The sequence below is a fragment of the Streptomyces sp. NPDC030222 genome (assembly GCF_055573115.1).
This window is the reverse complement of the sequence record NZ_JBVICA010000021.1, coordinates 35,829-57,555: the sequence shown is the minus strand read 5'-3', so window position 1 is coordinate 57,555 and position 21,727 is coordinate 35,829. Positions and strand designations below refer to the sequence as shown.

The window sequence follows — 21,727 nt, the reverse complement described above, 5'->3', positions numbered from 1 at the left end:
AGACGACCGAGGAGGCGGTACGGGCCTATCCAGGCAGGGTCTTCCGCGGTGATCGGCTGCACGCAGGGATCCTCGCACAGTCCCTTACGCGGCCTCCCCGAGAGGTCTCCGCCCGCCCGGGCACCTCCGGGCGGCCGAATGCGGCGCGACAGCCCGTCAGCCGCTCCTTGTCGCGGCCGCTCCCCGTCAGCCGCCCTTCGTGTACTCCAGGGCCTCGCCCGTCGAGTTGTTGACGCGGCGCAGGGTGCCGTCGGGCTGGATGGTGAGCGTGGTCGGGGCGCCCGGCGTGCAGGAGGACCTCGGCCGGCCCTCGGTGACCTGGGACGGGCCGACCCGCAGCGGGCTCCCGGGGCTGCCCGTCGAGGCGAGCGGCGCCGTGAAGACGCAGTGGTAGGTGCTGCCCCCGGCCAGCGGGCCGTCCGCGGTGAGGGTGAGGACGTACTGGCCGGTTCCGCCCTGGGTGATGACGAGACGTCGGGAGTTGTAGCCGTCGTCGTTGGTGATGGAGCTGTTCCAGGTGCCGATGAACTCGGGCGGTACGCCTCCGTCCTGGGACTGCGACGGGCTGGGGGAAGGCGTGTCGGCCGGGGCCGTCGGAGTCTGAGCCTGCTGCGTGGGGCCGCCGGTGGTGGACGACTTCGGGTCGTCGGTACCGGAGGCGGTCGGGGTGTTCCCGCCCTTGCCGTTGTTCAGGAAGGCGTACACCGAGCCTCCTGCGGCGACCGCGACGACGAGGGCCACCGCGACGAGTGCGACGGTGGCCGCGCCGTTGCGCCGCGGCGGCTGGGGCGCCTGGGCCGGCGTGGGGCCGTACTGCGGCGTCGGCCCGTAGGGCGGCGTCGGCCCGTACGCGGGCGTCGCCGCGTAGGCGGCGGACGGGCCGGCCGGGGGTGTGTGACCGTAACCGCCGGGCGCGGCCTGCGGGTAGCCGTACCCGTACGCGCCCTGCGGGTAGCCGTATCCGGGCGGGGAACCGTACGGCGGGGTGCCGGGAGCCTGCCCCGGAGCCGGAGCCGGAGCCGGAGCCGGAGCCGGAGCCGGAGCCGGAGCCGGCCCAGGCGGGGGCGACGGCACGTGGGCGGCGGCCGCCGGGCCGACGCCCATCGTCGGCAGCGTGTGCACCGATCCGGGACCGCCCGGTACGACGCCGGGGTAAGGAGGAGCGGGTTTCGCGGGCCCGGGCTTGCCCAGGTGCACGGGCGCAGCGCCCGCGCCGCTGTCCGGGGCCGCCACAGTCGGAGTCGGAGCCGGAGCCGGGGCCGGGGCCGGGGCACCGGGAGTCCCGGCCGACGTCGAAGACGGGGCGGAGACGGGGCCCGGAGCAGCGGCCGGGCCGACTGGCGGGGCAGCCGACGAGACCGGGGCCGGGGCCGTGCCGGGCGGCAGCGGTGTCGATCCCGTGGGGTCCTCCACCTCCAGCAGCCGGACGGCGTGCGAGCCGAGCTGGGCGACCAGGGCACCCGGCAGCCACGGCTCGCCCGGTTCCCTGCCGCCACCGGTGCGCCGCAGGATCTGCTCGGGCGTCGGCCGGGTGGCCGGGTCCTTGCGGAGGCAGTCGCGGATCAGGTCCTGGAGGCTCTCCGGGATGCCGGTGAGGTCGGGGGCCTCCTCGGCTATCCGGTACATCAGGGCGTGCGACCCGTTGTCGGCGGAGCCGAACGGCAGCCGGCCGGTGGCCGCGTAGGCGAGGACCGAGCCGAGGCAGAAGATGTCGCAGGCCGGGGTGATGCGGTTGCCGCGGACCTGTTCGGGGGCCATGAAGCCGGGGGAGCCGACGAGCGCACCGGTCCGGGTGAGGCCCCCGTCGGTGACCGTCTCCAGGGCACGGGCGATGCCGAAGTCGATGACGCGCGGGCCGTCGATGGTGACCAGGACGTTCGACGGCTTCAGGTCGCGGTGGATCAGCCCGGCCGCGTGGATGTCCTCGAGGGCGTGGGCGAGTCCGGCGGCCAGGATGCGCACGGAGCGCTCCGGCAGCGGGCCGTGCCCGCCGGAGACGACGGACTGCAGGGACGGGCCGGCGACATAGCCCGTGGCGACCCAGGGCACGGCGGCCTCGGTGTCGGCGTCGAGGACCGGCGCGGTCCAGTCGCCGCCGACCTGCCGGGCGGCCTGCACTTCCTGGCGGAAGCGGTTGCGGAACTCCTCCTGCACGGCGAGTTCCTGACGGACCAGTTTCACGGCGACCGTGCGTCCTCGTCCGGACCGGGCGAGGAACACCTGGCCCATGCCGCCCGCGCCGAGGCGGGCGAGGAGCCGGTACGCGCCGATGTGCTGCGGATCACCCGGTTCCAGCCTGTCCATGGCCGACTGCCCTCCCCCGTGCGTTGCGGCGCCCCTCCGGTCGATGTGGAGGTGCCCACTGAGAATAGTGCGCGGGTCGGACGGACCGGCCGGGAGAACGCTCTACGGTTCAGTAACAGCCGTGGCCCGCTTGCCGGGGAGCCCCGCGGCGGCCTCCGCGGTCCCGGCGGGCGGCGCGGTGAGGGCTTCCATGACCTTCGAGAGGTGTTCGAGCGCGCGTACGGTCTCCGCGAGTCCGTCCTCGCCCAGTTCGGCGGTGAGCCGCCGGGCGAGCGCGGCGTGCCCCGGGGCGATCCGGCCGATCGCGGTGCGGCCCTCCTCGGTGGGGCGCAGCAGCTTGGCGCGGCGGTGCGCGGGATTCGGCACGTACTCGGCGAGGCCCCGGGCGGCGAGCAGATCGGCGACGCGCTGCACGCTCTGCCGGGTGATGCCCATCGTCCGGGCGATGCCGGCGACGGACTGCGGCTCGTCGAGGACGGCGCCGAGGACCTGCCACCAGGCGGCGGTGAGTCCGGCGGGCCGGGCCAGTTCCTCGGATGCGGCGAGGAACTGGCCGTTCAGCCGGAATATGCCGAGCGCCGTCCTGCTGAGCAGGTCCTGTTCGATCCTGGTCACCGCTGCTCCTGGTGTTCCGCCGCCATGAGGACCTCGAACGCCGACTCGTCGGAGTCGTGGAACAGCCGGTACCAGGCGTCGAGCACCTTGCCGTCGTAGACGCCGAGCCGGGAGAACACCTCGCGGGCGAGTGCCACGGGTTCGGTCGGGCCGGCGGTGATCAGGTCGCCGTCGGTGACGGCGTCGGCCTCGCGGTAGAACGCGCCCCCGCGGTAGCCGGTCGCGGCGAGGTATCCGGCCGCGGCGCTGGTGTGCGGGCGGTCGTCGAGCAGCCCCTCGCGGGCGAGTCCGGCCGTGGCCCCGCAGATCGCCGCGACGGGCACCCCGGCGTCCAGGAACGTGCGGGCCGCGCGGGCGAAGGGGGCCAGCTCGTCGCCCGCGTCCCAGGACTGCGCACCGGTGAGGATCAGCAGGTCGCTGTCCTCGGGGCGGAGGTCGGCGAGGGCGAGGTCGGGCTGGATCTGCACGCCGCCCATCGTGGTGACGGGGGCCTTGGTGGGGCCGACCGTCCGCACGGTGTATCCGGCCTGGGCGAGGTGGGCGGTGGTGTGACCGGTCTCCCAGTCGGCGAACGTGTCGTAGACGGCCAGGTGGGCGGTCCTCGTGCGGTTCATGACGCCTCCTCGGGCGGATGTGCTCCGTGCAGGGCTCTGACGATCCCTATGTCAGTAGACTGTCATGAAGACAGCATGCTGTCAATGTGACGCCTGGGGTCCGGGCGACAGAATGTCGCGATCCGGCCAATACGGCAGACACCACGCCGATGTCCCGGCCCCTCCGCGGACACCTAGCCTGACCCGCATGACCCCTCATGCCGACCCGCAGGCGGGAGCCGCCGTCAAGGCCGCCGACCGCGCTCACGTGTTCCACTCCTGGTCCGCGCAGGGCCTGATCGACCCGCTCGCCGTCGCCGGCGCCGAGGGTGCCCACTTCTGGGACTACGACGGCAACCGCTACCTCGACTTCACCAGCGGTCTCGTCTTCACGAACATCGGCTACCAGCACCCGAAGGTCGTCGCCGCGATCCAGGAGCAGGCCGGCCGGCTCGCCACCTTCGCGCCCGCGTTCGCCGTGGACGCCCGCTCCGAGGCCGCCCGGCTGATAGCCGAGCGCACCCCCGGCGACCTCGACAAGATCTTCTTCACCAACGGCGGAGCCGAGGCCAACGAGAACGCCGTGCGGATGGCCCGGCTGCACACGGGCCGCACCAAGGTGCTCTCCGCGTACCGCTCGTACCACGGCGCCACCTCCACCGCGATCAACCTGACCGGCGACCCGCGCCGCTGGCCCTCCGACACCGCCTCGGCCGGCGTCGTCCACTTCTGGGCGCCGTTCCTCTACCGCTCGCCGTTCTACGCGGAGAACGAGGAGCAGGAGTGCGAGCGCGCGCTCCGGCACCTGGAGGACACCATCGCCTTCGAGGGCCCGGCGACGATCGCCGCGATCGTCCTGGAGACCGTCCCCGGCACCGCCGGGATCATGGTCCCGCCGCCCGGCTACCTCCCCGGCGTACGGGAGATCTGCGACCGCCACGGCATCGTCCTGGTCCTCGACGAGGTCATGTCCGGCTTCGGCCGCACCGGCAAGTGGTTCGCCGCCGAGCACTTCGACGTCGTGCCCGACCTGATGACCTTCGCCAAGGGCGTCAACTCCGGATACGTGCCGCTCGGCGGTGTCGCCATCTCCGCCGAGATCGCCGCGACCTTCGACAAGCGCCCCTACCCCGGCGGGCTCACCTACTCCGGGCACCCCCTCGCCTGTGCCGCGGCCGTCGCCACGATCGACGTCATGGAGGAGGAGGGCGTCGTCGAGCAGGCCGCCCGCCTCGGCGAGACGGTCATTGGCCCCGGCCTGCGCGCCCTCGCCGAGCGCCACCCCAGCGTCGGCGAGGTCCGTGGCCTCGGCGTCTTCTGGGCGCTGGAACTCGTCAAGGACCGCCGGACCCGCGAACCGCTGGTGCCCTACAACCCCGCCGGCGAGGCCAACGCCCCCATGGCCGCCTTCGCCGCCGCGTGCAAGAAGAACGGCCTGTGGCCCTTCGTGAACATGAACCGCACGCACGTCGTACCCGCATGCAACATCACCGAGGCGCAGGCCAAGGAGGGGCTCGCCGCGCTGGACGAGGCGCTATCGGTCGCCGACGGGTGCTGCGCCTAGCGGTACTCGCGGGTAACAGCTCGGCCGCCGGACGGCGCGTACCGCTCCGGCCACCGCCTAAGGTGGCCGGAGCCGTACGTGAGGAGACACGCCATGCCCGCCAGCGGAGCTGTGACCCGCAGCACCCTGCGACAGCAGATCGCTGACGCGCTGCGCGACGAGATCCTCGCCGGACGGCTGGCGCCCGGGCGGGAGTTCACCGTCAAGCAGATCGCCGAGCAGTACGGGGTGTCCGCCACGCCCGTCCGCGAAGCCCTCGTCGACCTCGCCGCGCAGGGCCTCCTCGACTCCGACCAGCACCGGGGCTTCCGCGTCCACGAGTTCACCGTCGACGACTACCGCGGCATGGTCGAGGCCCGGACGATGATCGCCGACGGCATCTTCCGGCACCTCACCGAGAACGTCCTCGACGGCTCGTTCCACCGTCCCCTGGTCTCGGTCCGGCGCCGTGCCGAGGAGGCCGCACGGGCCGCCCGGAACGGCGAACTCGACGTCCTCATCGCCTACGACCTGAGGTTCTGGCGCGAACTCGGCGCCCTCGCCGGGAACCGCTACATCGCCGACTTCCTCCAGCGGCTCCGGGTGCAGTGCTGGGTGTTCGCCGTACCGCACCTGCGCAGACGCGACGACCTCGGCGACTGGCTGTGGGGCGGGCACGAACAGCTCGTGGACGCGGTGAGCAGCGGCGACGCCGACGAGGCGCACGCGGTCCTCGCCGCGTACAACGCGCACTCCCTCTCCTGGGCCGACCGCCTGGAGGCCCTGGAGAAACGCACGGAACCGGGGAACGCGGAGTGACCGCCGCCGACCCGACCACGCACATGCCGCGGCCGCGGGCCACGGCCGACGGCACGCCCGGCGCCGCCGCCACCCTGGACACCGGCGCGGAGACCGGCCCCGGCACCGTCGACCTGTCCGTGGTGATCCCCGCGTACGACGAGGAGGACCGGCTCGGCCCCACCCTGGACGCGGTCCGCGCCCACCTCCACGGGCTGCCCGGCAGCTGGGAACTGATCGTCGTCGACGACGGCTCCAACGACGGCACCGGCGGCATCGCCCGCGGGGCCGCCGCCGCGGACCCCCGCATCCGGGTCCTGGACGGCGACACCAACCGCGGCAAGGGCCACGCCCTGCGGCGCGGCGTCCTCGCCTCCCGCGGCCGCCGCGTCCTGCTCACCGACGCCGACCTGGCCACCCCCGTCGAGGAACTGGACCACCTCGCCCGCGCCCTCGACGAGGACGGCACCGACGCCGCCATCGGCTCCCGGGCGCACCCCGGCGCCACGATCGAGGTCCACCAGAGCAAAGCGCGCGAATGGCTCGGCCGCCTCGGCAACGCACTCATAAGGGCCGTCGCAGTCGCCGGGATCCGGGACACCCAGTGCGGATTCAAACTGTTCGACGGCGACAAGGCCCGCGCCGCGTTCGCCGACGCACGGCTCGACGGCTGGGGCATCGACGTCGAGGTGCTGCGCCACTTCCGGCAGGCCGGCTGGCGGATCCGCGAGGTCCCGGTGCGCTGGGCACACCAGCACGGCTCCAAGGTCCGGCCCGCCGACTACGCCAGGGTCCTGATCGACCTCGTCCGGCTGCGGACACGCGCCCTCCGCTCCGCCGACCTCACGGTCGCCGGACTGTTCCTCCTCGCGTCCGTGATGCTCTACAACGGCCTCTGGAAGGGCCTCGACCGCCGCTACCTCTCGGACTCGATGCAGGACCAGAACCAGTGGGAGTGGTTCTTCGCCGTCACCGCCGACAACGTCTCCCACCTGCGGAACCCGCTGTTCACCACCCTCCAGGGGTTCCCCGACGGGGTGAACCTCATGGGGAACACACCGATGCTCGGCCTCTCGGTGCCGCTCACCCCCGTCACGCTCGCCCTCGGACCCACCGTCACCTGGGCGCTGGTCCTCACGCTCGGCCTGGCCGTGACCGGTGTCGCCTGGTACCGGCTGCTGCGGAAGTGGGTCACGTCCCGGCCGTGGGCCGCCGGACTCGGCGCCGCCCTGTGCGCGTTCGGGCCGCCGATGATCTCGCACGCCAACGCCCACCCGAACTTCGCGGTGCTGTTCATGATCCCGCTGATCGTGGACCGCGCCCTGCGTCTGTGCACCGGCCGAAGGACCGTCCGCGACGGCGTGCTGCTCGGACTGTTCGCCGCGTACCAGATCTTCCTCGGCGAAGAGGTGCTGCTGCTCGCGGCCGTCGGCATGCTGCTGTTCTGCGTCTGCTACGCCCTGGCCCGCCGCGAGGTCGTCCGCAGCGCCGCACCACCCCTGCTGAAGGGCCTCGGCATCGCGCTCGCGGTCTGTCTGCCGCTGGTCGCCTACCCCCTGTACTGGCAGTTCGCCGGGCCGCAGAGCTACACGAGCGTGCTGCACGGCGAAGGAGCCGGGAACAGCCCGCTCGCCTTCCTGGAGTTCTCCGGGCGCTCCCTCTTCGGCGACGAGAGGACCGCCGACCCGCTCGCCCTCAACCGCACCGAGCAGAACGCCTTCTACGGCTGGCCGCTGATCGCCCTCGCCTTCGCGATCACCCTGCGGCTGCGGCGGCTGCCGCTGGTCCGGGCCGTGGCGGTCACCGCGCTCGCCGCCGCCGTGCTGTCCATGGGGCAGCGGATCCGCATCCCGTACACCGACGTGGTGCTCCCCGGGCCCTGGCGTGCGCTCGCCCACCAGCCGCTGTTCGAGTCGGTGATCGAGGGTCGCGTGGCGATGATCTGCGCCCCGGCGCTCGGCGTCCTGGTCGCCCTCGCCGTCGACCGGCTGCACGCCGCCCCGGTGGCCGCGCACCGGACCGCCGGGCTCACGGCGGTCGCCGCCGCACTGATCCCGATCATGCCCACCCCCATGCCCGTGCACGACCGGCCGTCCGTCCCGGCGTTCATCGCCGACGGCACCTGGCGCTCGTACGTGGCGGAGGGCGAGACGGTCGTCCCGGTACCGCTGCCAGATCCCGGCGCGGCCGAGGCGCTGCACTGGCAGTCGGCCACCGGCCTCGGCTTCCCCGTCCCCGGCGGCTACTTCAACGGCCCGTGGGGCCCGGACCGCATCGGGATCTACGGAGCCTCACCCCGTCACACGTCGAACATGCTGCGGGAGGTCCGCTACAGCGGCCGGATCCCCGGCATCGGCCCCGAATGGCAGCGGCAGGCCCGCTCCGACCTGGAGTACTGGCGGGCCGGTGTCCTCGTCCTCGCTCCGCAGGACAACGACCACGCCCTGCGCGAGACGGTGAAGCGGCTGCTCGGCCGGGAGGGCCGGTGGATCGGCGGCGTCTGGATCTGGGACCTGCGCCACGGCCGGTGACCGGCATCTGTGCGGAGCGTGCCCGGGGCACTACGCTGTCCGACCCGACCGTCGTACGACACCCACGACCCGATCCGGAACCCGACACCACCACCAGTGGAGAGCGAGCCTTGCGTGGCATGTGACCTGTGGCTGGTCCCCCTCGTCGATGTGCTGTGCCACAGCCCCGACAATCCCTTCGCCGAGGAGATCGCGGCGTACGACAAGGCGCTCGGCGCCGCCGGACTGCCGTCCGTACCGGTCTTCGCGTACATGCCCGGCCTGTCCGGTGACGTCGCGCCCGTCGCCGGCTTCGACTACGACGCCCTGCACTTCCTGCGCCGCGCCTACCTGCTGCAGCTCTGCGGGCTGGCCGTCACCCCCGTCGACGAGCTGGGCGGCGACTACGAGCAGCTGCTGGAGATGTTCGAGGCGACCGCCCAGCAGTCGCACCTCGTCTGGCACTACGACCACGCCGGCGCCTACGTGCCGGTCGACTTCGCCTCCCCCCTCGCCAACGAGGAGCTCCTCGCCGGCGGCGGTCCGCTCGGCTCCTCCCAGGGCCTGCTGCGCGAGCTGGAGTTCGTCGCCCCGTCGGTCGGCATCGACCCGGCCAACCCCCCGGCCGCCCCGGCCCCGCCGGCCCGCCCCACCTCGCTCGAGGAGCCGGCCGGCCCCATCCCGCCGGACGACAGCCCCTTCGCGCGGGAACGCCACGTCTGGCTCGGCCTGCACTCTGCGGCGACCCGCAGCCTCGCCCAGGGCTCGATGATCATCTTCAGCTGATGTCCGCGCCGGGCTCCGCCTGGCGTCTCTGCCCGGTGTCCTCGCCCGGTCCCCGCCTGCTTTCCGGCGGCGGCCGCACCCACCCCTCGTTACGATCGGTTGGGGGTGAGGAGGGCCGTCCATGTCCACCATCGCCGTGCGTTCCGCAGTGTTGCGCGAGGATCTCTCCCTCCCGTACGCCGAGGCCGGCTACCCCGACGGCACCCCCGTGGTCCTGGTGCACGGGTACGGGGACTCGTGGTGGACGTTCGAGCCGATGCTGCGGCGCTTCCCCTCCTCGCTGCACGGATACGCCCCGACGCAGCGCGGACACGGCGACGCGGACAAACCGGCCGAGGGCTACCGGCCCGAGGACTTCGCGGCCGACCTCGTCGCGTTCCTGGACACCGTGGGGATCGGGCGGGCCCTGCTCGTCGGCGGTTCCTCGGGCGGGGTCCCTGCACGGATCGTCGCGGGCTCCTACCCCGACCGGGTCGCGGGACTGGTGCTGCTCGGCACACCGGCCGCACTGGCCGACAAACCGGCCGTCACCGCCCTCTGGGAGGAGGTCCGGACCCTGGAGGACCCGGTGGACCGCGGCCTCGCCGAACGGCTCCCCGGCAGGTCCACGGCCGCCGCCACGATCGGCGGGGGCTTCCTGGAGACGGTCATCGAGGAGAGCCTGAAAGCCCCCGCCCGTGTGTGGCGGGAGACCCTGCGCGGCCTGGTCGAGAGCGACCTGCGGGCGACCCTCGGCGGCATCCTCGTACCCACCCTCGTGGTGTGGGGCGACCACGATCCGCTGCTGCCGCGCAGCGACCAGCAGGTGATCCTCGACGCGATCCCCGGCTCGCGGCTGGTCGTCTACGAGGGCGCGGGCCACGCCGTCCACTGGGAGCACCCGGACCGCGTGGTCCGGGACGTCGCCGCGTTCGCCGCCACGCTGCCCCGCGGTGTTCAGCGGGGCGTCTCCGGCGGCCGCTGACGGGGCATGTTCGGACGGGTGACCGGCGGCAGCGGAAGCCGGCCCGGGTGGCCGACCGGTTCCGGGCGGGCGCCGTTCGTACCGCCCGACTGCATCACCAGCGGCGCGGGACCCGACCGGAACGCGACCATCCAGTCCGCGGTCTCGGCCCGCACCAGCTCCGTGACATCCTCCGAGAACCTCCGCAGGATCAGCAGACAGCGCTCGGCCGCCTCGCTCGCCGTGCCCTCCGTCGGGCCCAGCACCTCCCGCACGCTCTCCGCGGCCCAGTCGAACTGGAGCGTCTGCAGCCGGCGCTGCACCGCCTGTGCCGTGGCCACGTCCCGCATCCACCCGGCGGTCAGCCCGAACCAGCGGTCGCAGGCCACGCACGCCGCGCCCAGCAGGAGCGCCAGATACCCCCAGCCCGCGGCCCCCTGCGCCGCCCCGGTCAGATCCAGTACGGGGAGCGCCGCCCCGACGGTCGCCCCAAGCGCGGTGCCGGCCCGCAGCGCGCGGGCGCCGCGCCGCTTCCACTGGCGGTCGGAGAGGTACCAGTCGGCGGTGCGCAGCGCTCCTGCCTCGACCCAGCGGTAGAGCTCGTCCAGGCGCTCGGCCGGCTCACCCCAGTTGCCGAGCGGAAACGGCCGCCCGGTCAGATCGCACGGCTGAGCGCCACCGCCTTCCTCCATGTCCGGCTGGCTCACCCGGGCGCTCCCTCCGCGCTGCTCATCATGACTCTGCGTAATATAAGTAACGTTGCGTAACGTTCCGAGTGACCCTGCGCTTGTGGCGTGCGGCGTGACCGGCGGTGCGCTCGTGTGCGCCGATGCGTATGTTCTCGCATGGCCTTCCTACCGCCGAATGGAGGGTCCCGGTGGCGGGATCCCCGGAATTCCGCCCATAAGTGGGGTCCGATCGGATATAGGAATGTGCCCGGACTCACTCGAAAGAGTTGCCGACGCGGGCCGACGGTGGAACACGTAGGCTCGGAGTGCGGCCCGCACCCCGACCCGTGTCGCGGGTTCCGGACCGCCGGAAACCGCAGTCGACCCGCACGGAGTGAATCGTGATCCCTGGTGGTGGCCAGCCCAACATGCAGCAGCTGCTCCAGCAGGCCCAGAAGATGCAGCAGGACCTGGCGCGCGCCCAGGAGGAGCTGGCACAGGCCGAGGTGGACGGACAGGCGGGCGGCGGCCTGGTGAAGGCGACGGTCACCGGCTCCGGCGAACTGCGCGGCCTGGTCATCGACCCCAAGGCCGTGGACCCCGAGGACACCGAGACCCTCGCCGACCTGATCGTCGCCGCGGTCCAGGCCGCCAACGAGAACGCGCAGACGCTCCAGCAGCAGAAGCTCGGCCCGCTCGCCCAGGGCCTCGGCGGGATGCCGGGCCTGCCCTTCTGAGGAGGCATGGCCGCGGGGCTTCTTGAGCCCCGCGCCCACCAACTACGGTAAGAGCACAGCAATCCCGGAAAGGCGTTCCGTTGTACGAAGGCGTGGTTCAGGACCTGATCGACGAACTGGGCAGGCTGCCCGGCGTCGGTCCCAAGAGCGCGCAGCGGATCGCCTTCCACATCCTCCAGGCGGAACCGACCGACGTGCGGCGGCTGGCGCACGCGCTGCTCGAAGTGAAGGACAAGGTCCGCTTCTGCGCGGTGTGCGGCAACGTCGCGCAGCAGGAGCAGTGCGCGATCTGCCGGGACGCCCGTCGCGACCCGGCGGTCATCTGCGTCGTCGAGGAACCCAAGGACGTCGTGGCGATCGAGCGGACCCGTGAGTTCCGGGGCCGTTACCACGTGCTCGGCGGCGCCATCAGCCCCATCGAGGGCGTCGGCCCGGACGATCTGCGGATCCGCGAGCTCCTCGCCCGGCTCGCCGACGGAGCCGTCACGGAACTGATCCTCGCCACCGACCCCAACCTCGAGGGCGAGGCGACCGCCACGTATCTGGCGCGCATGATCAAGCCGATGGGACTCAGGGTGACCCGGCTGGCCAGTGGGCTTCCCGTGGGAGGCGATCTGGAGTACGCCGACGAGGTCACGCTGGGGCGTGCCTTCGAGGGAAGGCGGCTGCTGGATGTATGACGAGGGAACGGACCAGGGAACACGCGCACGCCGGTCCGCGGCGGCGTAGAGGGAGGCCTGCTCGATGTCTGACGCCACGCTCAACACCGCGCTCCCCGGCCATGCGCCGGACGACTTCGCGGTCCAGATCGCCGATCAGATCGAGTCCTTCATCCTGGCCGTCACCGAGGTGGCCAGGGGCGACGAGCCGGACAGTGCCGTCCCGTTCCTGCTGCTGGAGGTCTCCCAGCTGCTGCTGGCCGGCGGCCGGCTGGGCGCCCACGAGGACATCCTCCCCGACGAGCGGTACGAACCGGATCTCGGTCCGGAGCCGGACGTGGACGAGCTCCGCGAGCGCTTCGCCCGCATCCTCGACCCGGTGGACGTCTACTCCGAGGTGTTCGACCCGTACGAGCCGCGCAAGGCGCCCGTCGCCTGCCGGATCTCCGACGACCTCGCGGACGTCATCGCCGACCTCCGGCACGGACTGGCCCACTACCACGCGGGCCGCACCACCGAGGCACTGTGGTGGTGGCAGTTCTCGTACTTCTCCAACTGGGGCGCCACGGCTTCCGCGGCCCTCCGTGCCCTCCAGTCCCTGGTCGCGCACGTCCGTCTGGACCAGCCGCTCCAGGAGCTGGACGGCCTCGACACCGACTCCCCGACGGACGAGGACGCCCTCGCGGAGGAGGCGGGCCGGGTGATGGCCCAGGAGATCGCCGGCCCGCTGGGGCTGCGGACGGGCCGATAGGGCTGCGAGTCGAGGACGGCCGACAGGGCCGTCAGGGCTGCGAGGGAGCGGACGGGCCCGTCAGGGCCCCGAGGCCAGGACGTGAGAGGTGTATCTCATCATCCGGTACACCTGGGTCGTGTTCGAACCGGTCGTTAAACTGGGCCGACCGCGGCTGTGCGGGCTTCCGGGCCGGGCCCGGAAGGAGACGGACTGAGCGAGGAGCGCACGTGGGCCTTGTCGTGCAGAAGTACGGAGGCTCCTCCGTAGCCGATGCCGAAGGCATCAAGCGCGTCGCCAAGCGGATCGTCGATGCCAAGAAGAACGGCCACCAGGTGGTCGTCGTGGTATCCGCGATGGGCGACACGACGGACGAGCTGATCGATCTCGCCGAGCAGGTTTCCCCGATTCCTGCCGGGCGTGAGTTCGACATGCTGCTGACCGCCGGAGAGCGGATCTCCATGGCCCTGCTGGCCATGGCGATCAAAAACCTGGGTCACGAGGCCCAGTCGTTCACCGGCAGCCAGGCAGGTGTCATCACCGACTCGGTCCACAACAAAGCGCGCATCATCGATGTCACGCCGGGCCGGATCCGCACCGCCCTCGACGAGGGCAACATCGCCATCGTCGCGGGCTTCCAGGGTGTGTCCCAGGACAAGAAGGACATCACCACGCTCGGTCGCGGAGGCTCCGACACCACCGCCGTCGCCCTCGCCGCGGCACTGGACGCCGAGGTCTGCGAGATCTACACCGACGTGGACGGCGTGTTCACCGCCGACCCCCGGGTCGTGAAGAAGGCCCGGAAGATCGACTGGATCTCCTTCGAGGACATGCTGGAGCTGGCCGCGTCCGGCTCCAAGGTGCTGCTGCACCGGTGCGTCGAGTACGCACGCCGATACAACATCCCGATCCATGTCCGTTCGTCCTTCTCCGGACTGCGCGGGACCTGGGTCAGCAACGAGCCGCAGGGAGACCAGCAGGTGGAGCACGCCATCATCTCCGGAGTCGCCCACGACGTCTCCGAAGCGAAGATCACGGTCGTCGGGGTGCCGGACAAGCCGGGCGAGGCCGCGGCGATCTTCCGGGCCATCGCGGACGCCGAGATCAACATCGACATGGTCGTCCAGAACGTCTCCGCCGCGTCGACCGGGCTGACCGACATCTCCTTCACCCTCCCCAAGACCGAGGGCCGCAAGGCCATCGACGCCCTGGAGAAGGCCAAGGCCGGGATCGGCTTCGAATCACTGCGCTACGACGACCAGATCGGCAAGATCTCGCTCGTCGGCGCCGGTATGAAGACCAACCCCGGTGTCACCGCCTCCTTCTTCGAGGCGCTGTCCGACGCCGGCGTCAACATCGAGCTGATCTCGACCTCCGAGATCCGCATCTCGGTCGTGACCCGCGCCGACGACGTCAACGAGGCCGTGCGCGCCGTCCACACCGCCTTCGGCCTGGACAGCGACAGCGACGAGGCCGTCGTCTACGGAGGCACCGGGCGATGACCCGCAAGCCGACGCTCGCGGTCGTCGGGGCGACCGGAGCGGTCGGTGGAGTGATGCTCCAGATCCTGTCCCAGCACGCGGACGTCTGGGGCGAGATCCGTCTGGTCTCCTCACCGCGCTCGGCCGGCCGCAAGCTGACCGTGCGCGGCGAGGAGACCGAGGTGCTGGCGCTCACCGAAGAGGTCTTCGACGGCGTCGACATCGCGATGTTCGACGTCCCCGACGAGGTCTCCGCGCAGTGGGCACCCGTCGCGGCCGCCAAGGGCGCCGTGGTGGTGGACAGTTCCGCCGCCTTCCGGAACGACCCCGACGTGCCGCTGGTCGTCCCCGAGGTCAATCCGCACGCCCTGCGCATCCGGCCGCGCGGCATCGTCGCCAGCCCGAACTGCACCACGATGACGCTGATCGTCGCGGTCGGCGCCCTGCACGCCGAGTTCGGACTCGACGAGCTGGTCGTCTCCTCGTACCAGGCCGCGAGCGGCGCGGGCCGGGCCGGCGTGGAGACCCTGCGCGAGCAGCTGTCGCTGGTCGCCGGCACCGAACTGGGGACCGCACCCGGCGACGTACGCCGGGCCCTCGGCGACGGCCCCGGGCCGTTCCCGGCGCCGCTGGCCCTCAACGTGGTGCCGTGGGTGGGCTCGCCCGCCGAGGACGGCTGGTCCTCTGAGGAGCTGAAGGTCCGTGCCGAGACGCGCAAGATCCTCGGCCTGCCCAAGCTGCGGGTGACCGCGACCTGCGTGCGGGTCCCGGTGATCACGACGCACTCGGTCGCCGTGCACGCCCGCTTCGAGCGCGAGGTCACCGTCGCGCGGGCGCACGAGATCCTGGCGACCGCCCCCGGTGTGGTGCTCTTCGACCACCCCGCGGCCGGCGACTTCCCCACGCCCGCGGACGTGGTGGGCACCGACCCGACCTGGGTCGGCCGGGTCCGGCGGTCCCCGGACGATCGCAGGACGCTGGAACTCTTCGCCTGCGGCGACAACTTGCGCAAGGGGGCCGCGCTCAACACGGCGCAGATCGCGGAGCTCGTCGCGGCCGAGTTCCTTTCGTCCTGAGGAGTTGCCGTCCGCCCCGGGGGAGGCAACGGCGTATCCATGCCCGGCGGATCCGTGCGCCGCGGGCGTTTGTAGGATCTGTGAACACCGTGTGGGCAAGACGCTGGTCTGGACCGCTTGATCAGCGACAGCTCGGTGTAACACGATTCAGCCACGGTGGTCCTGCAACCGGCTGCCTTGGACGGGGCGTCTTTGCTGTCACTCCATTTCAGGCTGCCACGGAAAAAGGGGCATTGGGGGAGAACTGGTACGCATGAGGGCTTTTGGTGCACCGTCAAAAGCGGTGCGTTACGCGTACAACCCTGACGGGGGGAAGCGTGTCCAACTGGCGTGGCAGAGGTACTCGACATTTCGGCGGGCCCGGCAGGGGGAGCGGTCGTTCTCCCGTTCCGGCGGTCCCGCGCGGCCGGCGGCATGCCGGTGATCGCGCCCATGCCCGCGACGCGTCCCACTCGTATCCCGCCCCAGCGCTCACAACACGACGGCGCTGACGACACGATGGCCGCGGGCACCACCGTCGACCACCTCACCGAAACGTACCGCGCCCACTACCGTTCCCTCCTCGGCCTGGCCGCACTGCTCCTCGACGACACCGCGTCCTGCGAGGACGTGGTGCAGGAGGCGTTCATCCGGGTCCACTCGGCACGCAACCGCGTCCGCGACCCCGAGAAGACCCTTGCCTACCTCCGCCAGACCGTCGTCAACCTCTCCCGCTCCGCGCTGCGCCGCCGCATCCTCGGGCTCAAGCTGCTCTCCAAGCCCATGCCCGACATGGCGAGCGCCGAGGAAGGCGCCTACGACCAGCTGGAGCGCGACGCACTCATCAAGGCCATGCGCGGTCTGCAGCGGCGCCAGCGCGAGGTGCTGGTGCTCCGGTACTTCGCCGACATGACCGAAGTCCAGGTCGCCGACACGCTCGGCATCTCGCTGGGCTCGGTGAAGGCATACGGCTCACGCGGTATCGCGGCGCTGCGCGTCGCCATGGGGGCGGCGGAATGAACGAGCACGGCCCCGAGCGCGAGTGCGAGCACGAGGTGGGGGAGCAGCCCGGCCGGGAGATCCGGAGCGGTGACGATGGCGGTCACGCGCCCGGGTCGGATGGCGGTGCTGCTGCGGCTGGTGGTGCTGGCGGTGGTGCCGGTGGTTTGGGTGCCGGTGCTGCCGCTGGTGGTCCGGGTGTCTCAGCTGGTGCGGACGTCGCCGCTGGCGCGGAGGCGGAGACGTCGACGGGAGACGCGTCGGTGACCGGTGCGTCGGTGACTGGTGACCCGGTGGGCGCCGGCTCTGCTGGTGCTGCGTATGCGGGCTGGGCGTCTGCGGATGCGGGGGCTCAGCGGTGTGGGGCGGAGGGCTCCGACGCGGCCGTCGCCGAGGATTCCACGGACACTGGGGACTCCACGGACGCCGCCTCTGGTGCGGGTGCCGTGACAGGTGCGGACGATGCGGTCACCGGGACTGACGAGCCCGCCGGGACTGACAAGGCTGCCGGGACCGCCTGGACTGACGAGGCTGCCGGGACCGTCGATACGCCTGCAGCCGCCGACGTGCCTGCACCCTCGACCACCATCGCTCCCACCACGGACCTCGTCGACATCATCGCCGAGCTGCGGCGACCGGGCGCCACCGCCGTCCACGCCCCGTATGCCGCCCACGAGGAAGGTGCGGGCGTGGCGGGCAGGGCGAACACGGCGGCCGACGCAGGGGATGCCGCCGTCGAGGCCGACGCGAGCGACGCGTTCGAGCTGGACGAACTCGTCCTGCGCCGGCTGATGCAGGGGGCCGTCAAGGGCCTGGCCCCGTCCGACAGCGCGCTCGAACACCTTCGGACGGCCGTTCCCGCGCGACGCGCCCGCCGCCGGCAGGCCGCCGTCGGGATGGTCGCAGCGGCCCTGCTCGTCGGCACCGCCGTCCCCGCGCTCGTCCACGTCACCAAGACCGGCGGCGTGACCGACCGGCCGTCCATCGCCGGACACGGCGCAGAGGCACAGGGCGGCGCAGGCGAGCAGCCGAGTATTCAGGCGGGCGGTCCGACAGTCGGACGCGCCAGCGGCTCCCCGCACCCCACCGGCCCGAGCGCGAGCCCTTCGGCCAGCGCCACGCCGACTGCGGGCGCGAGCCCCGGAGCCGTGAGCGGTCGCACGACCGAGCCCTCCGGGGCGTTCCCCGCCGGGCCCGCCCTCTGCGATTCCGCGCAGCTCCGCGCGACCGCCCAGGCCGGCACCCCGGGGGCCGACGGCGCGGTGTACGGCGCGTTCCGCGTCTCCAACGTCTCCGGCGCGGACTGCGTCGTCGGAGGCCGTGGCACGGTGTCGTTCCAGGCGGGCGGTGCGGCCGACCCGGCACGGATCTCCGCGGTGGAGCACACCCAGGGAGACCCGGCGACCGGGCTTCCCGACCCGTCCGAGGAGACCACCGGCCTCGTCCTGGAACCCGGCACGGCGTATGAGGTGAAGTTCGCCTGGGTGCCCTCCGAGACCTGCCCGACCACGGGCGCCTCGCCCGAACCCAGCCCGACCCCCGACGGCGCCTCCGGCACCGGAACCGGTACCAACAGTGCGGGCGAGAACACCGCACCGGCGAACACCGAACCACAGCTCGCCGCCAAGGAGGGGGGCCAGACCCAGGACGGAAGCGTCCAGGTCACCCACACCGCGGAACCGGGGTCGCCGAGCGCGGTGACGACCGTCACCGACGCGTGCGCGGGGACGATCTACTACACCGGAGCGATCAAGGCGTCGTAGGCGGCATGGCCGGGTCCCGGCCCGAGTCCGGGCACGGCCTGTTCAACCCTGGGCCTGTTCCCGGGCCGAGGGCCGCGCCACAGCCTGTGCGGTGTCGGGTTCCGCGTCCGAGCCTCCGTCGGCCTCGACCTCTGTTTCGGCCTTCGCATCGGCCTGTGCGGGCACGAGCCCGAGCGCCACATCGCGGGCTGCCTCGGCCTCCCGCCGTACGAACCGAGCCCACATGAACAGCACGAACGCGGCGAACGCGAACCATTCGAGCGTGTAGCCGAGGTTCTGGAACGACTTCAGGTCCAGCCCGGTGCCCTGCGGCGCCTTCGCGGGCACCGCCCGCATGCCCGCGTCGCCCACGGCCAGCGTCACCCACGCGTCGTACACGTCGTACGGCACGAGGTTCACCAGCGAGGCCGCGCTGATGATGCCGAGCTGGCCTTCGGGCAGACCGCCGCCCGTGCGGACCCCGTCGGTGCCGGCCGTCTCCGAGGCCTGCAACGCACCGGTCACCGTCACCTCGCCGGACGGCACGGGGGGCACCTTCGCCCCCTTCGCGCCGGCGGCTCCGGGAAGCCAGCCGCGCACGACCGGCAGCGCCTGCCCGTCCCCGGTCTTCAGCAGGCCCAGCACGTAGTAGCCGCGCTTGCCGTCCAGCTGCCGGTCCGGCACCAGGAACTGCTCCGCGTACCGCCCGGTCGCCGTGGCCGGACGCCCCGAGGTCTCCTTGTCCACCGGCAGCAGCTCCGCGAGGGGCGCGGGCTTACGGCTCGCCTGCTCGGGCAGCTTCTCGGCCGCCCGGTGCGCGTCCACACGGTCCTCGAACCGCCCGAGCTGCCAGGTCCCCATGAACACGCAGAAGGGGATGGCCAGGGCCACGAAGAGATGGATCCCCATCCAGCGGGGCGTCAACAGGAACCGGTACACGCCTCCACGGTACGGTCCCCCGCGCCGCGGCCCGCCCCCGGGCCCGGCGTGAACGGCTGGCCCGGGCGTCGGGGCCGCCCCCGTGGTGGCCCGCGGCGGCCCGGCCCTGAGCCCATGGCGACCACCGGGCCCGGCCGTGGATCCATGGTCACCGGTTGCGGTCACGAGCACCTGACCGCCTGGCCGTCACCCGTAGCCCGGCCCTCACCCGGTCCCGCGTCAGACGTCACCCCCCGCACCCGACGCAACCGGCACGGCCGTGTGCGACGCCCCGGTCAGGTGTCTCGCCACGAAGTCGAGCTCGAGGCGTATCTGCCGGATGCGTTCCTCCACGACAAGTGATCCATGGCCCGCGTCATAGCGGTAGACCTCGTGGACCGCGCCCCGAGCGGCGAGGCGGTTCACGTAGTTGTCCACCTGGCGGATCGGGCAGCGGGGGTCGTTCACGCCGGCGGAGATGTGGACCGGCACCCGTACCGCGTCCACATAGGTCAGCGGGGAGGAGGCGGCCCAGCGCTCCGGGACCTCCTCGGGCGTGCCGCCGAGGAGCGTACGGTCGAGGGCCTTCAGCTGCTCCGTCTCGTCGTGGTAGGCCGTCACGTAGTCACCGACGGGCACGCCCGCGAGGCCCAGCGACCACGTGCCCGGTTGGGTGCCGAGGCCGAGCAGCGTGAGGTAGCCGCCCCACGAGGCACCGGCCAGCACCAGCCTCGTCGGGTCCGCCAGGCCGGAGGCCACGGCCCACTCCCGGACCGCGGCGACGTCCTCCAGCTCGATCAGACCGACCCGGTGCTTCAGCGCGTCGGTCCACTCGCGTCCGTAGCCCGTCGAACCCCGGTAGTTGACGCGCACCACCGCGAAGCCGTGGTCGATCCATGCGGCCGGCCCGGCGGCGAACGCGTCGCTGTCGTGCCACGTGGGACCGCCGTGGATGTCGAAGACGGTCGGGAACGGCCCCTCGCCCTCCGGCCGCTGCACCAGCGCGTGGACCCTGCCGCCCGGGCCCTCCACCCACACGTCCTTCACCGGCACCGATCCGGGTGCCTTCGCGCCCGGCGGGTCGAGGACCACGCCGCCCGCCGTGGACCGCACCTCCGGGGGCTGCGCGGCGGACGACCACAGGTACTCCACCGTCCCGTCCGGGCGGGCCGTCGCCCCCGACACCGATCCGGGCGGTGTCTCGATCCGCTCCAGTGAGCCCGACGCCAGTTCGTACCGCCACAGCTCGCTGCGCGCCTCGAAGCTGTGCACGATCAGCAGCGCCGACCCGTCCGGGTACCACTCGGCGGTCACGTCCCCGGGCAGGTCCAGGGCGAGGTCCGTCTCGTCGCCGGACAGCACGTCCCACACCATCGGCTCCCAGCGCCCGCGCCGCTGGTGGCCGACCAGCAGCCGGGAGTCGCCCGCCACCGGCGCGAAGCCGAGCACCTCGAGGCCGAGCTCCTTGCGGCCGCCCTTGGAGTCGTCCAGCTCGGAGACCGTGGCCCCGGAGTCGGCGTGCAGGACCCGCAGCGCCGAGTGCATGGCGTCACCGTGCTCGGTGTGCTCGATCGCGACCAGCGTCCCTTCGTAGGAAAGGTCACCGACGCCCGCCGACTCGCGGTGCCGGTAGATCTCCACCGGCGCCTGCCCCGGCCGCACCACATGGACCGTCGAGCCGTCCTCGTCGGTGGACCGGCCGATCACGGCCGTGCCGTCCCGGCCCAGTGCCAGCCCGGCCGGATACGAGGGCTCCAGTCCCGGAACGGCGGGCTCGTCGGCGCCCCCGCCGAACGGCTGGCGCATCCACACACCGAACTCGTCGCCGTCCTTGTCCGCGAACCACCAGATCCATGCGCCGTCCGGCGTCAGCACCCCGTCCGTGGTGCCGTTCGCCCGGTCGGTCGCCTGGCGCTGCACACCCGATGTCCGGTCCCACGCATACAGCTCGTACGTCCCGGTGGCATTGGAGACGAAGAGTGAGCGGTCAGGGGCGTCCTCCGCCCAGTCGGGCAGCCCGACCCGGGGCGCCCTGAACCGCTGCTCCCACTTCGGCGTGGTTCCGCTGGTGTCAGTCATGTCCACCATTCTGCGCCGTGCAGCACACAGCCATTCCCGGCCTGTGGAAAACCTCGCGGTCGAGCGGAATTACCTCTTCCGTTTGGCTTGTCGCTCCCACTCCCGTCGTCGCTTCAGCCCCTGCCCCTGCCCCTGTCTCGGACCCTGTCCCTGCTTCCGCCGTTGCCGCTCATCCCCTGCCGCCGCCCCGCCCTGACCCGGCTCCGCCTCCGCCTCCGCCTCCGCGGCCGTCCGCGGCAGGCCTCGATCGGGCGATGCCGTCGCCGCCCGCCGGACCGTCGGTTCATTCATTCCCGCGGCGGGATCCGGTCCAAGCCCCGGCTCTGAACGGGTGAATTTCCCCGCCGTTCCTCCCCGCCGTTCCTCCGGGGAGTTCCGGTGAAAGCTTCTGACGTACCGCCACGACACACAGAGGAATGGCCCGTTTCGCCGGTTGTCGGCCGTTTATTGTGGTGGCGCACATGTGATGCTGCATCCGGGTGCATCCAAGGTGCCGGCATGTTCGTCGTCGTCTACCGTGGCCGGGGAATTTCGGACCACGGATGCCAGTCCGATAGCGCGGCAATC

The 21,727-nt window shown here is 72.4% G+C and carries 18 protein-coding genes; 12 read left to right on the top strand and 6 right to left on the bottom strand.

Annotation, left to right across the window (positions count from 1 at the left end; all coding sequences use genetic code 11):
- Window positions 1-186: 186 nt before the first annotated feature.
- The 3 genes from ACZ4Z5_RS26345 to ACZ4Z5_RS26335 form a co-directional block, all read right to left on the bottom strand.
- Window positions 187-2,304: a serine/threonine-protein kinase gene (locus ACZ4Z5_RS26345; RefSeq protein WP_468266886.1), complete on the bottom strand. Its 2,118-nt coding sequence runs from the start codon at window positions 2,302-2,304 to the stop codon at window positions 187-189.
- A gap of 102 nt (window positions 2,305-2,406) precedes the next feature.
- A complete protein-coding gene (locus tag ACZ4Z5_RS26340) occupies window positions 2,407-2,919 on the bottom strand; it encodes a MarR family winged helix-turn-helix transcriptional regulator (protein WP_468266884.1) in 513 nt (170 codons plus the stop codon).
- Complete coding sequence (locus ACZ4Z5_RS26335; protein ID WP_468266882.1) at window positions 2,916-3,533, bottom strand: type 1 glutamine amidotransferase family protein; 618 nt, start codon at window positions 3,531-3,533, stop codon at window positions 2,916-2,918. The genes ACZ4Z5_RS26340 and ACZ4Z5_RS26335 overlap by 4 nt, the downstream gene beginning before the upstream one ends.
- 187 nt (window positions 3,534-3,720) lie before the next feature.
- On the opposite strand from ACZ4Z5_RS26335, the gene ACZ4Z5_RS26330 reads away from it, so the two are divergent.
- The 5 genes from ACZ4Z5_RS26330 to ACZ4Z5_RS26310 all read left to right on the top strand — a co-directional run bounded on the left by ACZ4Z5_RS26330 (window position 3,721) and on the right by ACZ4Z5_RS26310 (window position 10,113).
- A complete protein-coding gene (locus ACZ4Z5_RS26330) occupies window positions 3,721-5,076 on the top strand; it encodes an aminotransferase class III-fold pyridoxal phosphate-dependent enzyme (protein WP_468266880.1) in 1,356 nt (451 codons plus the stop codon).
- A gap of 93 nt (window positions 5,077-5,169) precedes the next feature.
- On the top strand, window positions 5,170-5,874 hold the full coding sequence (locus ACZ4Z5_RS26325; protein ID WP_468266878.1) for a GntR family transcriptional regulator: 705 nt from the start codon (window positions 5,170-5,172) through the stop codon (window positions 5,872-5,874).
- A gap of 23 nt (window positions 5,875-5,897) precedes the next feature.
- On the top strand, window positions 5,898-8,384 hold the full coding sequence (locus ACZ4Z5_RS26320; RefSeq protein ID WP_468267022.1) for a dolichyl-phosphate beta-glucosyltransferase: 2,487 nt from the start codon (window positions 5,898-5,900) through the stop codon (window positions 8,382-8,384).
- Between the two features lie 114 nt (window positions 8,385-8,498).
- Window positions 8,499-9,149: a hypothetical protein gene (locus ACZ4Z5_RS26315; protein ID WP_468266876.1), complete on the top strand. Its 651-nt coding sequence runs from the start codon at window positions 8,499-8,501 to the stop codon at window positions 9,147-9,149.
- Between the two features lie 121 nt (window positions 9,150-9,270).
- Window positions 9,271-10,113, top strand: coding sequence for an alpha/beta fold hydrolase (locus ACZ4Z5_RS26310; protein WP_468266874.1), 843 nt, complete (start codon window positions 9,271-9,273; stop codon window positions 10,111-10,113).
- Here ACZ4Z5_RS26310 and ACZ4Z5_RS26305 read toward each other — a convergent pair.
- Window positions 10,086-10,784: an SLATT domain-containing protein gene (locus ACZ4Z5_RS26305; RefSeq protein ID WP_468267020.1), complete on the bottom strand. Its 699-nt coding sequence runs from the start codon at window positions 10,782-10,784 to the stop codon at window positions 10,086-10,088. The two genes, ACZ4Z5_RS26310 and ACZ4Z5_RS26305, sit on opposite strands and share 28 nt — an antisense overlap.
- A gap of 377 nt (window positions 10,785-11,161) precedes the next feature.
- Here ACZ4Z5_RS26305 and ACZ4Z5_RS26300 point away from each other — a divergent pair, with 377 nt between their 5' ends.
- From ACZ4Z5_RS26300 to ACZ4Z5_RS26270, 7 genes are all read left to right on the top strand, one after another.
- Window positions 11,162-11,497 (top strand): YbaB/EbfC family nucleoid-associated protein, encoded by a 336-nt coding sequence (locus tag ACZ4Z5_RS26300; protein WP_468266872.1) that lies wholly within the window; start codon window positions 11,162-11,164, stop codon window positions 11,495-11,497.
- 80 nt (window positions 11,498-11,577) lie between these two features.
- Entirely contained in the window at window positions 11,578-12,177 is a 600-nt protein-coding gene (gene recR / locus ACZ4Z5_RS26295) for a recombination mediator RecR (RefSeq protein WP_468266870.1), read from the top strand.
- Window positions 12,178-12,241: 64 nt separating this feature from the next.
- Window positions 12,242-12,907 carry a DUF5063 domain-containing protein gene (locus ACZ4Z5_RS26290; protein ID WP_468266868.1) on the top strand — a complete coding sequence of 222 codons (666 nt, stop codon included), beginning with the start codon at window positions 12,242-12,244 and terminating at the stop codon, window positions 12,905-12,907.
- A gap of 209 nt (window positions 12,908-13,116) precedes the next feature.
- Window positions 13,117-14,388: an aspartate kinase gene (locus ACZ4Z5_RS26285; RefSeq protein ID WP_468266866.1), complete on the top strand. Its 1,272-nt coding sequence runs from the start codon at window positions 13,117-13,119 to the stop codon at window positions 14,386-14,388.
- Window positions 14,385-15,443: an aspartate-semialdehyde dehydrogenase gene (locus ACZ4Z5_RS26280; RefSeq protein WP_468266864.1), complete on the top strand. Its 1,059-nt coding sequence runs from the start codon at window positions 14,385-14,387 to the stop codon at window positions 15,441-15,443. Before ACZ4Z5_RS26285 ends, ACZ4Z5_RS26280 begins: the two co-directional genes overlap by 4 nt.
- Before the next feature lie 414 nt (window positions 15,444-15,857).
- Window positions 15,858-16,442 (top strand): SigE family RNA polymerase sigma factor, encoded by a 585-nt coding sequence (locus ACZ4Z5_RS26275; RefSeq protein ID WP_468267018.1) that lies wholly within the window; start codon window positions 15,858-15,860, stop codon window positions 16,440-16,442.
- Between the two features lie 545 nt (window positions 16,443-16,987).
- A complete protein-coding gene (locus ACZ4Z5_RS26270) occupies window positions 16,988-18,184 on the top strand; it encodes a hypothetical protein (protein WP_468266862.1) in 1,197 nt (398 codons plus the stop codon).
- 42 nt (window positions 18,185-18,226) lie between these two features.
- Here the strand turns inward: ACZ4Z5_RS26270 and ACZ4Z5_RS26265 are convergent, their stop codons facing one another.
- The gene (locus ACZ4Z5_RS26265; RefSeq protein WP_468266860.1) at window positions 18,227-19,102 is read right to left on the bottom strand and encodes an SURF1 family protein; all 876 of its coding nucleotides are present in this window, start codon (window positions 19,100-19,102) and stop codon (window positions 18,227-18,229) included.
- A 219-nt stretch (window positions 19,103-19,321) separates the two neighbouring features.
- Window positions 19,322-21,160 carry a S9 family peptidase gene (locus ACZ4Z5_RS26260; RefSeq protein WP_468266858.1) on the bottom strand — a complete coding sequence of 613 codons (1,839 nt, stop codon included), beginning with the start codon at window positions 21,158-21,160 and terminating at the stop codon, window positions 19,322-19,324.
- Window positions 21,161-21,727: the final 567 nt, after the last annotated feature.

Excerpts from the sequence above, each read along its gene's own strand:
- ACZ4Z5_RS26290 (WP_468266868.1), top strand. The coding sequence starts at position 12,242 with ATGTCTGACGCCACGCTCAACACCGCGCTCCCCGGCCATGCGCCGGAC.
- ACZ4Z5_RS26310 (WP_468266874.1), top strand. The coding sequence starts at position 9,271 with ATGTCCACCATCGCCGTGCGTTCCGCAGTGTTGCGCGAGGATCTCTCC.
- ACZ4Z5_RS26260 (WP_468266858.1), bottom strand. The coding sequence starts at position 21,160 with ATGACTGACACCAGCGGAACCACGCCGAAGTGGGAGCAGCGGTTCAGG.
- ACZ4Z5_RS26275 (WP_468267018.1), top strand. The coding sequence starts at position 15,858 with ATGCCGGTGATCGCGCCCATGCCCGCGACGCGTCCCACTCGTATCCCG.
- ACZ4Z5_RS26280 (WP_468266864.1), top strand. The coding sequence starts at position 14,385 with ATGACCCGCAAGCCGACGCTCGCGGTCGTCGGGGCGACCGGAGCGGTC.
- ACZ4Z5_RS26305 (WP_468267020.1), bottom strand. The coding sequence starts at position 10,784 with ATGGAGGAAGGCGGTGGCGCTCAGCCGTGCGATCTGACCGGGCGGCCG.
- ACZ4Z5_RS26320 (WP_468267022.1), top strand. The coding sequence starts at position 5,898 with ATGCCGCGGCCGCGGGCCACGGCCGACGGCACGCCCGGCGCCGCCGCC.
- ACZ4Z5_RS26335 (WP_468266882.1), bottom strand. The coding sequence starts at position 3,533 with ATGAACCGCACGAGGACCGCCCACCTGGCCGTCTACGACACGTTCGCC.
- ACZ4Z5_RS26330 (WP_468266880.1), top strand. The coding sequence starts at position 3,721 with ATGACCCCTCATGCCGACCCGCAGGCGGGAGCCGCCGTCAAGGCCGCC.
- ACZ4Z5_RS26345 (WP_468266886.1), bottom strand. The coding sequence starts at position 2,304 with ATGGACAGGCTGGAACCGGGTGATCCGCAGCACATCGGCGCGTACCGG.
- ACZ4Z5_RS26325 (WP_468266878.1), top strand. The coding sequence starts at position 5,170 with ATGCCCGCCAGCGGAGCTGTGACCCGCAGCACCCTGCGACAGCAGATC.